General features: G+C 67.7%; 13 protein-coding genes. 10 read left to right on the forward strand and 3 right to left on the reverse strand.

Annotated features, from left to right (window positions below):
* Positions 1 to 2 precede the first annotated feature (2 nt).
* From ACQCSY_RS20580 to ACQCSY_RS20605, 6 genes are all read left to right on the forward strand, one after another.
* Positions 3 to 1,103: a vWA domain-containing protein gene (locus ACQCSY_RS20580; RefSeq protein ID WP_427131716.1), complete on the forward strand. Its 1,101-nt coding sequence runs from the start codon at positions 3 to 5 to the stop codon at positions 1,101 to 1,103.
* Positions 1,096 to 2,286 carry an XdhC family protein gene (locus tag ACQCSY_RS20585; protein ID WP_427131718.1) on the forward strand — a complete coding sequence of 397 codons (1,191 nt, stop codon included), beginning with the start codon at positions 1,096 to 1,098 and terminating at the stop codon, positions 2,284 to 2,286. The genes ACQCSY_RS20580 and ACQCSY_RS20585 overlap by 8 nt, the downstream gene beginning before the upstream one ends.
* Positions 2,287 to 2,352: 66 nt before the next feature.
* A complete protein-coding gene (locus ACQCSY_RS20590) occupies positions 2,353 to 2,865 on the forward strand; it encodes a (2Fe-2S)-binding protein (RefSeq protein ID WP_427131720.1) in 513 nt (170 codons plus the stop codon).
* Complete coding sequence (locus ACQCSY_RS20595; protein WP_427131722.1) at positions 2,862 to 5,231, forward strand: xanthine dehydrogenase family protein molybdopterin-binding subunit; 2,370 nt, start codon at positions 2,862 to 2,864, stop codon at positions 5,229 to 5,231. The genes ACQCSY_RS20590 and ACQCSY_RS20595 overlap by 4 nt, the downstream gene beginning before the upstream one ends.
* Positions 5,228 to 6,082 carry an FAD binding domain-containing protein gene (locus tag ACQCSY_RS20600; RefSeq protein WP_427131724.1) on the forward strand — a complete coding sequence of 285 codons (855 nt, stop codon included), beginning with the start codon at positions 5,228 to 5,230 and terminating at the stop codon, positions 6,080 to 6,082. Before ACQCSY_RS20595 ends, ACQCSY_RS20600 begins: the two co-directional genes overlap by 4 nt.
* 22 nt (positions 6,083 to 6,104) lie before the next feature.
* Positions 6,105 to 6,845, forward strand: coding sequence for an SRPBCC family protein (locus ACQCSY_RS20605; protein ID WP_427131726.1), 741 nt, complete (start codon positions 6,105 to 6,107; stop codon positions 6,843 to 6,845).
* Between the two features lie 307 nt (positions 6,846 to 7,152).
* Here the strand turns inward: ACQCSY_RS20605 and ACQCSY_RS20610 are convergent, their stop codons facing one another.
* Positions 7,153 to 7,389, reverse strand: a complete 237-nt coding sequence (locus tag ACQCSY_RS20610; RefSeq protein ID WP_427131728.1) for a hypothetical protein — start codon at positions 7,387 to 7,389, stop codon at positions 7,153 to 7,155.
* A 238-nt stretch (positions 7,390 to 7,627) separates the two neighbouring features.
* Here ACQCSY_RS20610 and ACQCSY_RS20615 point away from each other — a divergent pair, with 238 nt between their 5' ends.
* The 4 genes from ACQCSY_RS20615 (at position 7,628) to ACQCSY_RS20630 (ending at position 12,581) form a co-directional block, all read left to right on the forward strand.
* A complete protein-coding gene (locus ACQCSY_RS20615) occupies positions 7,628 to 10,123 on the forward strand; it encodes an ATP-dependent Clp protease ATP-binding subunit (protein ID WP_427131730.1) in 2,496 nt (831 codons plus the stop codon).
* A 127-nt stretch (positions 10,124 to 10,250) separates the two neighbouring features.
* On the forward strand, positions 10,251 to 10,961 hold the full coding sequence (locus ACQCSY_RS20620) for a serine hydrolase domain-containing protein (RefSeq protein WP_427131732.1): 711 nt from the start codon (positions 10,251 to 10,253) through the stop codon (positions 10,959 to 10,961).
* Positions 10,962 to 10,987: 26 nt separating this feature from the next.
* Entirely contained in the window at positions 10,988 to 11,428 is a 441-nt protein-coding gene (locus ACQCSY_RS20625) for a hypothetical protein (RefSeq protein WP_427131734.1), read from the forward strand.
* A 31-nt stretch (positions 11,429 to 11,459) separates the two neighbouring features.
* A complete protein-coding gene (locus ACQCSY_RS20630; RefSeq protein WP_427131735.1) occupies positions 11,460 to 12,581 on the forward strand; it encodes an FUSC family protein in 1,122 nt (373 codons plus the stop codon).
* Between the two features lie 75 nt (positions 12,582 to 12,656).
* On the opposite strand, the gene ACQCSY_RS20635 is transcribed toward ACQCSY_RS20630, so the two are convergent.
* Positions 12,657 to 13,568, reverse strand: coding sequence for a MaoC family dehydratase (locus tag ACQCSY_RS20635; RefSeq protein WP_427131737.1), 912 nt, complete (start codon positions 13,566 to 13,568; stop codon positions 12,657 to 12,659).
* Entirely contained in the window at positions 13,565 to 14,905 is a 1,341-nt protein-coding gene (locus tag ACQCSY_RS20640) for a 3-oxoacyl-ACP reductase (protein ID WP_427131739.1), read from the reverse strand. Before ACQCSY_RS20640 ends, ACQCSY_RS20635 begins: the two co-directional genes overlap by 4 nt.
* Positions 14,906 to 14,911: the final 6 nt, after the last annotated feature.

Consider the following 14,911-nt stretch of genomic DNA (forward strand, 5'->3'; position numbering starts at 1 on the left):
TGATGGCGGCCGTGGAGCACAGCGCCGAGGAGATCCTCCTGGCATTTGCCGCTGCGGTGCGGTCGGCCGGAGTGATGGTGACCGCGGACCGGGCGCGCAGCTTCGTCGATGCCGTAGGCAGGCTCGCCCTGGACCGCCGCGCCAGCGTTTTCTGGGCCGGCCGGGCAACTCTGTGCGCCTCGCCGGACGACTTGCCGACCTATCAGCGGACCTTTGAGGCCTGGTTCTCGGTGGAGCATTCCTCCGCCACCCGCGACTCGCCGTCCGCAACGTCCGTCAGCGAGGCCTCTTTGGACGATGACGGCGGCCGGCAGGACGGCCGGAACCAACTGAGGGCGCTTGCCAGCCGCCGGGAGCGGCTGAGGCACCGGGACGTGGCGACGCTGGATGACACCGAGCGGGCGCTGCTGCACCGGATGTTCGAGGAGCTGCCGGTGCGGTTGCCGACCCGGCAGACCCGGCGCAAACGCCCGGACCGGCACGGCGACGTCGATCGGGTGCGGACCCTGCGCGACCAGCTGCGCCGCGGCGGGGAACCGGGTCCGCTGCGCCGTGCCCGGGCGCCGCGCAAACCACGCCGGGTTGTCTGGCTGATCGATGTTTCGGGCTCGATGGCACCCTATGCGGACAGCCTGCTGCGGCTCGCCCACCGGGTAGTCGAGGCCGCCCCGCATCAGGTGGAGGTCTTCACCCTGGGCACGCGGCTGACCCGGGTGACCGGCGCTATGCGGGTGCCGGACACCGAAAAAGCGCTTGCCCTCGCGGGCCGCGCCGTACCCGACTGGTCGGGCGGAACCCGGCTGGGGGAAGTGTTGCGGGTATTCAACGACCGCTGGGGCCAGCGCGTGGTGGCACGCGGCGCCGTCGTCGTCATTGCCAGCGACGGTTGGGAGCGGGGCGACCCCGCCCTACTGGGCCGCCAGACCGAGCGGCTGCATCACGTGGCGAGGCGCATTGTTTGGTCGAACCCGCATCGGGGCAAAGTGGGATACGAGCCCATACAGCGGGGGATCACGGCGGTGCTGCCGCACGTTGACTTCTTTATAGGGGGGCACTCAATGCAAAGTTTCGAGGAATTGTTGGACGTGCTTGCCAATGCGTGAGGTCTTGGATGATCTGGTTGCCGCGATACGGGCCGGCCACACCGTGGGACTGGGTACGGTGGTGCGCACCTTCCGGTCGGCGCCGCGGCCGGCGGGGGCAGCAATGATGGTCGACGCCGACGGCCGCGCGGTCGGGTCGGTGTCCGGCGGCTGTGTCGAAGGTGCGCTTTACGAATTGGCCACCCAGGTCGCCCACGACGGTCGGCCGGTGCTGCAGCGGTACGGCATCAGCGACGACGATGCGTTCGAGGTCGGCCTGACCTGCGGGGGGATCCTGGACGTCTTCGTCGAACCGGTCTCGGCCGAGACCTTCCCGCAGTTGCCGCAGGTGGCCGACGACGTCGGCGCCGGCCGGCCGGTGGCCATGGTCACCGTGATCGAACACCCGGATCCGGCCTGGGTCGGGCGCCACCTGGTGGTCCGCCCGGACGGATTCAGCGGCTCCCTGGGCAGCGACCGCGCCGACCACGCGGTCTGCGACGACGTGCAGGGCCTGCTGGCCGCCGGCCGCAATGCCACCCTTAGCTATGGGCCGGACGGCCAGCGGCGAGGCGAGGGGATGCGCGTGTTCGCGGTCAGTTTCGCCCCGCAGCCGCGGATGCTGGTGTTCGGCGCGATCGACTTTGCTGCCGCCGTCGCCAAACAGGGCAGCTTTCTCGGCTACCGGGTCACGGTCTGTGACGCGCGTCCGGTCTTCGCAACGGCTGCGCGTTTCCCTCAGGCGGACGAGGTGGTGGTGGAATGGCCGCACCGCTACCTGCAGGCGCAGATCGGCGCCGGCCAGGTGGATGACCGCACGGTGATCTGCGTGCTCACCCATGATCCGAAATTCGACGTGCCGCTGCTGGCGTTGGCGCTGCGCCACAACGTGGCCTATGTGGGGGCGATGGGGTCCCGGCGCACCCACCACGACCGGCTGGAGCGGCTGCGCGAGGCCGGCCTGACCGAGGCCGAATTGTCCAAGCTTTCCAGCCCCATCGGTCTGGACCTGGGGTCCCGGACGCCCGAGGAGACGGCCGTTTCGATCGCCGCCGAAATCATTGCGCTGCACTGGGGCGGGGAAGGCGGACGATTGAGCAGCATGGACGCGCGGATCCACCACGAGCCCATGGCCGACGCCGGCCATGAGGACGCAGGTACGAACGTAGGAATCCCTGACCCGCAACGGTTCGGCTTGATGTAACGTGTGACACATCAAGACTGGAAGCCGGGCAGCCGTGCTCGTCCTCCACGGCGAGAGGAGATCTCAATGGCGAGTTCCAAAATGATCACCGTCGAAGTCGACAATGTGAGCTATACCGACGACGTCGAGCCGCGGCTGCTGCTGGTTCAATACCTGCGCGAACGGCTAGGGAAGACCGGCACATTGATTGGCTGCGACACCACCAACTGCGGCGCCTGCACCGTCCATCTGGACGGCGTCAGCGTGAAGTCCTGCACCATGTTCGCGGTCCAGGCCGATGGCCACCGGGTCACCACCATCGAAGGCCTGGCCCGGGACGGGAAACTCGCCCCGCTGCAGCAGGCCTTCCACCAATGCCATGCGCTGCAATGCGGCTTCTGCACGCCGGGCATGATCATGCAGTCGGCGTCCCTGCTGGAAGAAAACCCTCACCCGTCCGAACAGGAAATCCGGGACGGTCTGGAGGGGAACCTGTGCCGGTGCACCGGGTACCAGAACATTGTTGCCGCGGTCCGGGCCGTCGCGGAGGGCACCGTGTACTCGGACAGCGACGAAACGGAAACGGCGGGTGTGGCATGACCACCGCCGAAGTCGGCAGGGCCCGCCTCCGCAAGGAAGATGCCCATCTGATCACCGGTCGCTCCAGGTACACCGACAACATCACGCTGCCCGGCATGCTGCATCTGGCGATGGTGCGCAGTCCATTCGCCCACGCGAAGATCACCTCGGTCGACGTCGCCGCCGCGAAGTCTTCCCCCGGCGTCGTTGCGGTGCTCACCGGAGCCGACGTGGCCGCCGAGCAGGGCAGCCTGCCCAACGCCTGGCCGATTACGCCCGACCAAAAGGCCCCCGCGCACCCGGCGATCGCCGTGGATGAGGTTGCTTTCGCCGGCGAGGTGGTTGCCTGCATCATCGCCCGCAGCGCCGCCGCCGCACGCGACGCCGTCGAGCTGGTCGACGTCAACTACGAGGAGCTGCCCGTCGTCCTGGATCTGGAGGAAGCGGCGAAGGACCAGGTGCTGGCCCACCCGGGCCTGGGCACCAACAAATCGGCCACCTGGGTCTTTGACTCGGGCGAGGCCGGCACCGGCAAACCGATCCGTGAGGCACTGGAGGGCGCCGAGGTCCTCATTGAGCGTACGTTCTACCAGCAGCGGCTCATCCCGTCGTTCATGGAGCCCCGCTCGACCGTAGTGGACCCCACCGGTGAGCAGATCATTGTGTGGTCCGCCACCCAGATACCGCACATTCTGCGATTGATGCTGGCGCTGACCCTGGCCATCCCGGAAAGCAAGGTGCGCGTGATTGCCCCCGACGTCGGCGGCGGCTTCGGCGGAAAATTGCAGGTGACCCCCGAAGAGGCCATTACCGTACTGGCGGCCCGGCACACCGGCAAGCCGTGCAAATACACCGAGACCCGCAGCGAATCCCTGATGGCGGCCCACCACGGCCGGGCCCAGGTACAGCGGCTGAAGCTCTCGGCCACCAAGGAGGGGATCGTCACAGGACTGGACGTTAACCTGCTGGCGGACATGGGAGCCTATCTGGGCCTGGTCACCTCCGGTATCCCGATCCTGGGCGCCTTCATGTACAACTCGATCTACAAGTTCCCGGCCTACCGGTTCGAATGCACGAATCTGTTCACCAACAAGGCGTGGACCGACGCATATCGCGGTGCCGGACGTCCGGAAGCCACCTTTGCGATCGAGCGGATGATGGACGAACTCGCCGCCGAACTGGGTCTGGACCCGCTTCAGGTCCGGGAAAAGAACTGGATCAAACACGAGGAATTCCCGTTCACCACCGTTGCCGGGCTCGAATACGACAGCGGCAACTACGAGGCGGCCACTGCGAAGGCGCTGGAGCTCTTCGGCTACGATGCGCTCCGGGCTGAGCAGGCCCGGCGCCGCGAAACGAAGGACACAGTCCAGCTTGGCATCGGCATCTCCACCTTCACCGAAATGTGCGGACTGGCCCCGTCCCGGGTGCTCGGTGCGCTCAATTACGGCGCCGGCGGCTGGGAGCACGCCCAGGTGCGCGTGCTCCCCACCGGCAACATCGAGGTGGTCACCGGGTCCTCCTCCCACGGCCAGGGCCACGAAACCGCGTGGAGCCAGCTCGTGGCGGATAAGCTCGGCGTGCCGTTCGAGAACGTCGAAGTGCTGCACGGCGACACGCAGATCTCCCAACGGGGGCTGGATACCTACGGATCCAGGTCGCTGACAGTCGGCGGCATGGCTGTGCTGGCCGCGGCGGACAAGGTGATCGAGAAGGCCAAGGTCGTGGCCGCTCACCTCATGGAGGCCAGCGAAGACGACATCGAGTTCGCCGATGGCAGGTTCAGCGTGAAAGGCACCGATCAGTCGACGGCGCTGGGTGACATCGCGCTGGCGACTTTTTCGGCACACAACCTGCCGGACGGGTTTGAGCCGAACCTGGATTCCGACGCGACCTTCGACCCGCAGAATTTCTCCTTCCCGCACGGCACCCATCTGGCGGCCATCGAGGTGGACACCGAGACCGGGCGGGTCTCGATCCGCAAGTACGTCTGCGTGGACGACGTCGGGGTTGTGGTCAATCCGCTGATTGTGGAGGGCCAGGTGCACGGCGGTCTGGCACAGGGAATCGCGCAGGCACTCTATGAAGAGGCTGTGTACGACGACGCCGGCACCCTGGTCACGGGCTCGTTTGTGGACTATCTGGTTCCCGGCGCACCCGACCTGCCGCACTACACCACGGCGCGCACCGAGACGCCCTCGACCACCAACCAGCTGGGGGCCAAGGGGGTCGGGGAGGCGGGTACCATCGCCTCGACGCCCGCCATTGTCAACGGTGTGCTGGACGCGGTGCGGCATCTGGGCGTGAAGGACATCAGGATGCCCTGTTCGCCGTCCCGTGTGTGGGCCGCACTTGAAGAAGCCAAGATGACCGGAGGTGTCCGATGATTCCGAGCGCATTCGACTACGCCGCGCCCAATACCGTCGCGGAGGCGCTGAGCCTGCTGGCCTTGGCCGGCGACGCGGGGAAGCTGCTGGCCGGCGGGCAAAGCCTGATCCCGGTGATGAAGCTGCGTCTGGCCGACCCGCAGATGGTGATCGATCTGGGCCGGATTGGAGGGCTGGCCGGGGTGCGCGAGGACGGGGATGCCCTGCTGATCGGCGCCATGACACCGCACCACCAGGTCGCCACCGACCCGCTGGTGACTACATATGTGCCTTTGCTGGCAAAGGCCGCGGCAACGGTGGCGGATCCGCAGGTCCGCCACCGCGGCACGTTCGGCGGCGCCCTGGTGCACGCCGACCCGGCGGGCGACCTGCCCGCGCCGGTGTTGGCCGCAGAGGCGACGTTCATCCTGGCCGGCCCGGGCGGGGAACGCCGGGTGGCCGCCGCGGACTTCTTCCAGGGCTACTTCACCACCGCAATCGCCGAGGACGAGATTCTGACCCACGTGCGGGTGCCGAAGTACACCGGCTGGGGCGCGCACTACGAGAAGTTCACCCGGGTGGCCCAGCAGTGGTCCATCGTCGCGGTCGCCGCGATGGTCCGGGTGGAGGGCGGCACCATCGCCGAGGCCAGGATCGGGTTGACCAATATGGCCAGCACACCTGTGCGGGCCACGGCGGTCGAGCAGGCGCTGGCGGGGGTTCCGCTGACCCGGGACGCGATCGCGGCCGCCAGCTCGCACGCCGCCGAGGGGACCGATCCGGCCAGCGATCTCAATGGCGACGCAGCCTACCGGCGCCATCTGGCGGAGGTTCTGACCAGGCGGGCGGTCGCCACGGCCGCGGGGCTCTAGCGGAACACGGCGAGAGGAAGACGTGGAACTCAAACATCACTTCGTGGTTCCCGGTTCGCTGGAGGACACCTGGCATTCCTTCAACCAATTGGAAGATATCGCGCCCTGTTTCCCGGGAGCGGCTCTCACATCCGTGAGCGGGGACCGGTTCACCGGAACGGTCAAGGTCAAGCTCGGACCAATCGCCATGGTGTATGCCGGCACCGGTGAATTCCTTGAACGCAACGAGGATTCGCACACCGTGGTCATTGCCGCGACCGGGAAGGACAAGCGCGGCAATGGCACGGCAGGTGCCACGGTGACAGCGGTGCTGACGCGGGACGGCGACGGCACCGCCGTGGACGTGACCACCGACATGAACGTCACCGGCAAACCGGCCCAATTCGGCAGGGGTGTCATCCAGGACATCTCGGACAAATTGCTGGCCCAATTTATCCAGTGCGTGGTCGGGAAAGCGGCCGGCGGGGAGGCCGGGCAGACCGCGGAACCGGCAGCCGGGACGACCACGGGACCTTCGGCGACAGCACAGGACACCGTGGAAACGGCCGGGCCCGCCTCCGCGGGCCCGCGGGCCGCAGCCGCGTCACCGGTAACCCGGCCTTCGGCGGGAGAGTCTCCGTTCAAACCCCAGTCCGTGCCGGCGGCCGAATTGGACCTTGGCTCGACCATGTGGCCGATACTGGTGCGCCGTTTCGGTCCCGTCGCGCTCGGCGTCGTCGCTGTGCTGGCGCTCGTCATCTGGCTGGCTCGCCGACGCCGTTAGGCCGGCGATCCGCCTTATGCGCACGTGCTTTCCGACGCGACATCGTCGCAGCAGCCGACGACCGTCAAGAACCTGTCCCCCGCCCAAATAGGCAGGACAGATTGACAGCAGGCCACGGTCACTCACGTTTTACTCACCTTTTCCAACTAAATGCAATGACCAGCGATGACATGCCACCGAATGGAGGATCTCCGTTCAGGCCCGGAAATTCTTTGAAAGGAGTATCGCGGGAGGTTTCTTCACGAACTCATTCAGAACGGCTACGACGCGCATCCCCGCGGTACCGGCGGAGACGGAATTCGGATCCTCAGGTGGGAGGACGGACTTCCCGGACGACCCCACCCTGGACGGTGACCTTTTCCAGCAGCATCCGGGCCTTGGCCAGCCGTTTGGCGAATCCGGATCGCTCCAAGGCCTGCTCCCTGAACTCGGGCGGCACGTTCGACGCCCAGCGTTCCATGAGGGCTATTTCGAGTTCGAAATTGCCCATTTTGCGGGCGATGATGCAGCAGTCGTCCGTCCACCCCGGCGCGGGAGCTGCCATCGGGTCCCTTGGCGACAGCCATGGAGCGCCCGAGAATCATCACCGTCAAGATGCCCGCCTGGGCTGTTTCGTGGAATCATTTGGTTTTGCCCGGATAGCCGGCTGAGGTTTCGGGCCCTGTTTGGCCGTGGTCACCGTCAGGAGCTCTGCGCAAAGGGCCTGGATCTGGCGCGAATACCCCAAGTGGGCCTGAGGCGACGTAGCATCAAGGTAGGCGGCAGCCAGGAGTGTGGCGAAAATGTTTGAGCGATTTACGGACCGTGCCCGTCGCGTAGTTGTGCTTGCCCAAGAAGAGGCACGCATGCTGAACCACAATTACATTGGTACCGAACACATCCTCTTGGGTCTGATCCATGAGGGTGAAGGTGTTGCCGCCAAAGCCCTTGAGTCCTTGGGTATTTCGCTCGACGGTGTCCGCGAGCAGGTGCAGGAGATCATCGGCCAGGGCCAGCAGGCCCCGTCCGGCCACATCCCCTTCACGCCGCGCGCCAAGAAGGTACTGGAGCTCTCGCTGCGCGAGGCCCTGCAGCTGGGACACAACTACATCGGCACCGAGCACATCCTGCTCGGCCTCATCCGCGAGGGTGAAGGCGTTGCCGCCCAGGTGCTGGTCAAGCTCGGCGCTGACCTGAACCGCGTCCGCCAACAGGTCATCCAACTGCTGTCCGGCTACCAGGGCAAGGAAACCACGGGCGCAGGCGTCGGCCCAGGCCAGGCCGAGGGCACCCCCGCCGGTTCCGTCGTCCTGGACCAGTTCGGCCGCAACCTGACCCAGGCTGCACGCGAGAACAAGCTTGACCCCGTGATCGGGCGCGAGCATGAAATGGAACGCGTCATGCAGGTCCTTTCCCGCCGTACCAAGAACAACCCGGTGCTGATCGGCGAGCCGGGCGTCGGCAAGACCGCCGTCGTCGAGGGCCTGGCCCAGGCGATTGTCCGCGGCGACGTGCCCGAGACGCTGAAGGACAAGCAGCTGTACACCCTGGACCTCGGGTCCGTGATCGCGGGTTCCCGGTACCGTGGGGACTTCGAAGAGCGGCTGAAGAAGGTCCTGAAGGAGATCCGCACCCGCGGCGACATTCTTTTGTTTATTGATGAGATCCACACCCTGGTAGGTGCCGGCGCGGCCGAGGGTGCCATCGATGCGGCCTCGATCCTGAAGCCGTTGCTGGCCCGGGGCGAGCTCCAGACCATCGGTGCGACCACGCTGGATGAGTACCGCAAGCACATCGAGAAGGATGCCGCCCTGGAGCGCCGCTTCCAGCCGATCCAGGTCAAGGAACCCTCCGTGGCTGACACCATCGAGATCCTCAAGGGCCTGCGTGACCGGTATGAGGCGCACCACCGGGTCACCATCACGGACGGCGCCCTCGCCTCGGCGGCGCAACTCTCGGATCGTTACATCTCGGACCGTTTCCTGCCGGACAAGGCGATCGACCTGATCGATGAGGCCGGTGCACGGCTGCGCATCCGCCGGATGACGGCCCCGCCGGAGCTCAAGGTCATGGACGAGCGCATCGCCGCGATGAAGACGGCGAAGGAGTCCGCGTTGGATGCGGAGGACTACGAGGGGGCCGCGGCGTTGCGCGACGAGGAGCAGAAGCTGATCACCGTGCGCAAAGAGAGGGAGCGCCGATGGAAGGCGGGCGGCATGGACGACATCTCCGAAGTTGATGAGGATCTGATCGCCGAGGTGCTGGCGAACTCCACCGGTATCCCGGTCTTCAAGCTCACCGAGGAAGAATCCAGCCGTCTGCTGAGGATGGAAGATGAGCTGCACCAGCGTGTTGTGGGCCAGGAGGAGGCGATAAAGTCGGTCTCGCGGGCCATCCGCCGCACCCGTGCAGGCCTGAAGGACCCGAAGCGTCCGGGCGGTTCGTTCATCTTCGCCGGCCCCACGGGCGTCGGCAAGACCGAGCTGGCCAAGGCCTTGGCGGAGTTCCTGTTCGGCGAGGAGGACGCCCTGATCACCCTGGACATGTCCGAGTACTCGGAGCAGCACACCGTGTCGCGTCTGTTCGGTGCCCCTCCCGGGTACGTGGGCTACGACGAGGGCGGACAGCTGACCGAGAAGGTCCGCCGTCGTCCGTTCTCCGTGATTCTCTTCGACGAAGTCGAGAAGGCCCACGCGGACCTCTTCAACTCGCTGCTGCAGATCCTGGAGGACGGCCGCCTGACCGACAGCCATGGCCGGGTGGTGGACTTCAAGAACACGGTGATCATCATGACCACCAATCTCGGCACCCGCGACATCTCCAAGAGCGTTGCCACCGGCTTCCAGTCCGGCACGGATACGCGGACCGGCTACAACCGGATGCGCGCCCGCGTCACGGAGGAGCTCAAGGCCCACTTCCGCCCCGAGTTCCTGAACCGGGTTGACGACGTCATCGTCTTCCCCCAGCTGACCCAGGACGAGATCATCGAGATCGTGGACATGTTCGTGGGCCGGCTGGAGCAGCGCCTTGCGGACAAGGACATGGGCATCGAGCTCACGCCGGCGGCCAAGGTGCTGCTGGCAACCCGCGGCTACGATCCCGCGATGGGTGCCCGGCCGCTGCGCCGCACCATCCAGCGCGAGATCGAGGACCAGCTCTCCGAGAAGATCCTCTTCGGCGAGCTGCACGCCGGCGACATCGTTGTGGTGGATGTGGACGGCGAAGGCGACGACGCCAGGTTCACCTTCGCCGGCAACACCAAGCCCCGCATCCCGGACGCACTGCCCGCCGCGAGCTAAACGGAAAACCGCCGCTGGCCACCGCCGAGGCGGGCTGAAATCCGGTGTCTCACCTCATTGTCCTGCAGGCCGCACAGGATCGGCACGGGCAAACTCAGGCCCCTACGATCACCTTCCAAGGCTTAGCGTGGTATTTTTTCCGTTTTCTGAAGCGCCCCGTGAAAAGTCCCTTCCGCCCGCAGCACATTCAGCGGGGTTTGCCGCGCCGGAATTCGCCGCCGTCCGCGAACTGTTCGACTCCTTCCTGGCCGGGGACCCGGGCTACAGTGCACAGCTGGCGGTCTACCGCGACGGCGTGAGGGTACTGAAGCTCAGCGGCGGTCCCGGGCTGGGTCCCGGCGACATCACCGGCACGTACTCCTGTTCCAAGGGCGCGGCCGCCTTCGTCATTGCTTTGCTGGTCCAGGACGGACTGCTGGACCTTGACCGGACCGTATCCTCCTATTGGCCGGAGTTCGCCGCCCACGGCAAGGGGAGGCTCACGGTCAGGCAGGCCCTCTCACATCAGGCCGGCCTGCCCGGCGTCGCGGGCGGCTTTGCCCTGGATGAGTTCACCGCCCCGGAAGCGGCCGCCCGGCTTGCCGCCGCTGCGCCGCTCTGGCGTCCGGGCACAGCCTTCGGCTACCACGCGCTGACCATCGGGATCCTGATGGAGGAACTCTGCCGCCGCACGGCCGGCACCAGCCTGCAGGAGCTCTTCGACGCGCGCATCCGCCGGCCCTTCGGTGTCGACTTCTTCCTTGGACTGCCCGAGGACCAGGAACCGCGCTACCGGGACGTCCTCTACGCGGAGGACCCCGCCGACCGTGGCTGGATCCGCTCAGCCTGGACGGGCTGAACAGCAACTCCGCCGTCAGCACCATCATGGAGCTCCCCAACCACCGCATCATCCGCGCGGGCGGGATGAGCAGCGCCGGCGGTGCGGGGTCCGCCGACGGCCTCGCCAGGCTTTACGCTGCCGCCACCACGGGCGTCGACGGCGCTCCGCCGTTCCTGGCGCCCGCCACCGTGGATGTCATGGCCAAAGAACAGGTCTGGGGCCTGGACCGGGCCTCCGGGCTGGAGAACGTCTTCGCCGTGGTCTTCATGAAACCGCAGCCGGGCCGCAACTTCGGCAGCCACCGGGCGTTCGGCCACGAGGGCGCCAGCGCGGCGCTCGGGTTCGCGGATCCATCCTATGGACTTGGGTTCGGGTACGTGCCCCGGCGCAGTGAAGAGGGCCGCACCAACGGCCGGGCGCAGCTTCTCTCCTTGGCTGTGCGGAAGGCGGCGCGCTCCGCGGGCCGCGAGTTCCTCCACTTGTAGCGGCAACAGCGTCAGCCTAGGGTGGGCCGGGATGAGCATCACGGAAGAAACAAGCGCCAAGCAGCCGTCCCCGGCCCGGAAACTATGGCGGATTGTGGCCGGCGGCGTCTCGTCGGTGCTCCTGTGGCCGCGCCTGCAGCTGGCCGCCAAGGCCGGACTCGCGGCCGGGATCGCCTTCTTCATCGCCCCGTTCATGCCGGGCTCCGCCGCCGATTACCCGTACTACGCGCCGCTCGGCGCTCTGGTCGCCATGTATGAGAACGTGGCGGGGTCCATGCGCCAGGGCCTGCAGACCCTCGTGGGTCTGGGGCTGGGCATCGGCCTGGCTTTCACGCTCTTCAGCCTCGGGAACCCGTCGCCGCTTTCGGTTGCCATCATGATGGGCCTCGGAGTGGTCCTCGCCGGACTCCCGCGGCTCGGCTCGGGCAGGGACTGGATTCCGACGGCGGCGCTGCTGGTCCTGCTGGTGGGCGGCCACAATCCGGACAGGTTTTCCTTCGGCTACCTGGTCCAGATGGGTGTCGGGGTGAGCGTCGGCATCCTGGTGAACCTGCTGGTCTTCCCGCCGCTGCACTTCCGCGCTGCGGCGCTCAGCATCGCCGAACTGCGGCTCGCGCTCGCCGAGCAGCTGCGGGACATGGGGAAGGCGCTCAAGGAGAGCTGGCCGCCGGAGCACGAAGCCTGGTCGGGCCGTTCCGAGAAGCTCGCGGTCTCGGCCCGCACTGTCCGGCTTGCCGTGCAGAAAGCCGACGCCAGCCGGCAGGCCAACCCGCGGCGGCGCCGCCATCCGCGCGACGTGGACCAGGACTACCGGAACCTCCGGGACCTGGAGCGGCTGACCTTCCACATCCAGGACGTGACCCAGGTCCTCTCGGACGTCATCTGGGCCAAGGACACGCCGTTCGTGGTGCCGGAGCAGTACACGGTTCTGCTGGCCGACGCCATGTCGGCGGTGGGCGACGTGCTGCGTTCCGTCGAAGAGAACAGTGCTGAACGGCAGGCGGAACTGATCGAAACGGCCGACGCCGCCGTGAACGTGCTCACGGCCCGCATGGCCGCCGAGGAGGCGGCAACGGACGCGCCCAGCGCCGTCGAATCGATTCTGCTGAGCCTGCACCGCATGCTGCGCGTGGTGAAGTCCGCCGGGGCTTAGCCGCCGGGTGACCGAGGACGGCGGCGGTCACCCATTGGAGGCGGCCGCCGCCGTCGTAGACTGCAGAGTCAGCTGTCAGAGCGCCGCGACCGACCCGCTGAAGTGCTTGCGCCCCGAACGCGGGTTCCACCCGACGTAGTCGGAGCGCTGCCATGTGCCGGCGCCGTCCTGCGCCGTGCTGATCTCCAGGGCCACGCGGGCGGGCAGGAACACCGGCGCCTCGAAGGCCACGTCCCAGCTGAAGGCGTCCCCCTTGGCGGCGCCCACGTCCGCCAGCGCCCGGGATGCCAGGTACATGCCATGGGCGATGGACCGGCGCATGCCCAGTGCCTTGGCCGTCAGTACGCTCAGGTGGATCGGGTTGAAGTCGCCGGACACAGCGGCATAGGCGCGCCCGGTATCGACGCCCAGCTGCCAGAGCGCGGTGGGATCCGGCGCCGAGAAGGTCGCCGGCGTCGAGGGCGCCGACGGCTTGTCGATCCCGGGCAGGAAGACACCCTTGGCCAGGTAGGTCGAAACGCCGCGCCAACGGATGGCTTCCTCTCCCGCGGCTCGGACCTCGGCCACGACGTCGAACTGGGTGCCGGCCCGGTGCCCGCGCAGGATTTCCACCCCGGCCCGGATGTCCAGGGCCTCGGTGAACCGGACCGGCGCGGACTGCACCACCGTGTTCGTCAGGTGGATCGTCCCCAGCAGGGACAGCGGAAAGTCATCCCGGTTCATCACGCTCATGGACAGCGGAAACGCCAGGGCGTGGATGAACCCGGCCGGGAGCACGTCGCTCGCGGTCTCGCCGATCAAGTGCTGGTAAGCAGTGAGGTTGGCGACGTCCGCCTTGACGCCCCGGACCTCGTGGCTGGCGTCCGGCAGTTCGGTGCCCCCGTGGGTGCCGAGCACCCGCCGCCTGGCGGCCGTGGCGGCCGCATTGACGTACAGCTTCGACAGGGACGGCATCTCGCCCAGGATGACGGGCTGAGAACCGGTCATGCGCCGACCAGGTTCTGCCCGCAGACGCGCAGCACCTCGCCGGAGATCCCGCCGGCAGCGTCGCTGGCCAGAAAGGCGATCGCCTCGGCGACGTCGCCCGGCTGGCCGCCCTGCTGCAGCGAGTTGAGCCTGCGGGCCACTTCGCGGGTGGCGAAGGGGATCCGCGCGGTCATCTCCGTTTCGATGAAGCCAGGGGCCACGGCGTTGACGGAGCCGCCGTGCGCGGCGATCAGCGGTGCCGTGGCCCGCACCATGCCAATGACGCCGCCCTTGGAGGCTGCATAGTTGGTCTGGCCGCGGTTGCCGGCGATACCGCTGGTCGAGGCCACGGACACGATCCGCGGCGACCTCCGGAAGTGCTCCGATGCCAGCAGTGCCTCATTGATCCGCAGCTGCGCGGCGATGTTCACGGCGATCACGGAGTTCCAGCGGCCGTGATCCATGTTGGCCAGGAGCTTGTCACGGGTGATGCCGGCATTGTGGATCACGATGTCGAGGCGGCCGTGGCGTTCCGCGGCGTGGTCAATGATCCGCGGCCCGGCGTCGTCACGGCTGATGTCCAGCTGCAGCGCCGTACCGTGAACCTCGTTGGCCACCTTGGCGAGCTGGTCACCGGCGGCCGGGACGTCGACGACGATCAGCGTCGCCCCGTCGCGGTACAGCGTGCGGGCAATCGCGGCGCCGATTCCGCGGGCGGCACCGGTCACGACGGCGACCCTGCCGGCCAGCGGCTTCTCGGCGTCGTCCGGCAGCTGCCCGGCGCCTGAGCTGACGGTCAGGAACTGCCCGTCGACAAACGCTGACCGGCCGGACAGGAAGAACCGCAGCGCGCCCAGGGTGCTGGGGCTGGTGGTGCCGGCACCGCCCGCGAGCAGGATGCCGTTTGCGGTGGCACCGGCGCGGAGTTCCTTGGCCAGCGACCGCAGCAGCCCGTCCACGCCCTGCCGGGCCGCGGCAGCCGCGGGCCCGGATGCATCGGCGGCGGTCCGGGACACGGTGATGACGCGGGCATTGGGCGCCAGGTCCCGCAGCGAGGCTGCGGCCGTCAGGACCGGCTTTTCCAGGTCCCTGGGCGCCGCCAGCTCGTCGAGCACCACGATGATGGCGCCGAGCTTTTCCTTGGGGACCGCGTTGCGGCGGACGTCCAGGTTCCAGGCCAGGAGGCTCGAGGCCAGGTCGTCGGCGCCGCTGGTGGATCCCTGGACCAGCACCGGTCCTTCCACGAGCGGCCGGCCCGGCTGGTGGCGCCGGAGGACCACCGGTTGCGGCAGCCCGAGCTTCCTGGCGATGTCCTTGCCGAGCCCGCGGCTTACGAGCTGGGTGTATTTGTCTGTCATCCGGTC

The sequence above is a fragment of the Pseudarthrobacter sp. S9 genome (assembly GCF_050156545.1).
Classification (GTDB): domain Bacteria; phylum Actinomycetota; class Actinomycetes; order Actinomycetales; family Micrococcaceae; genus Arthrobacter.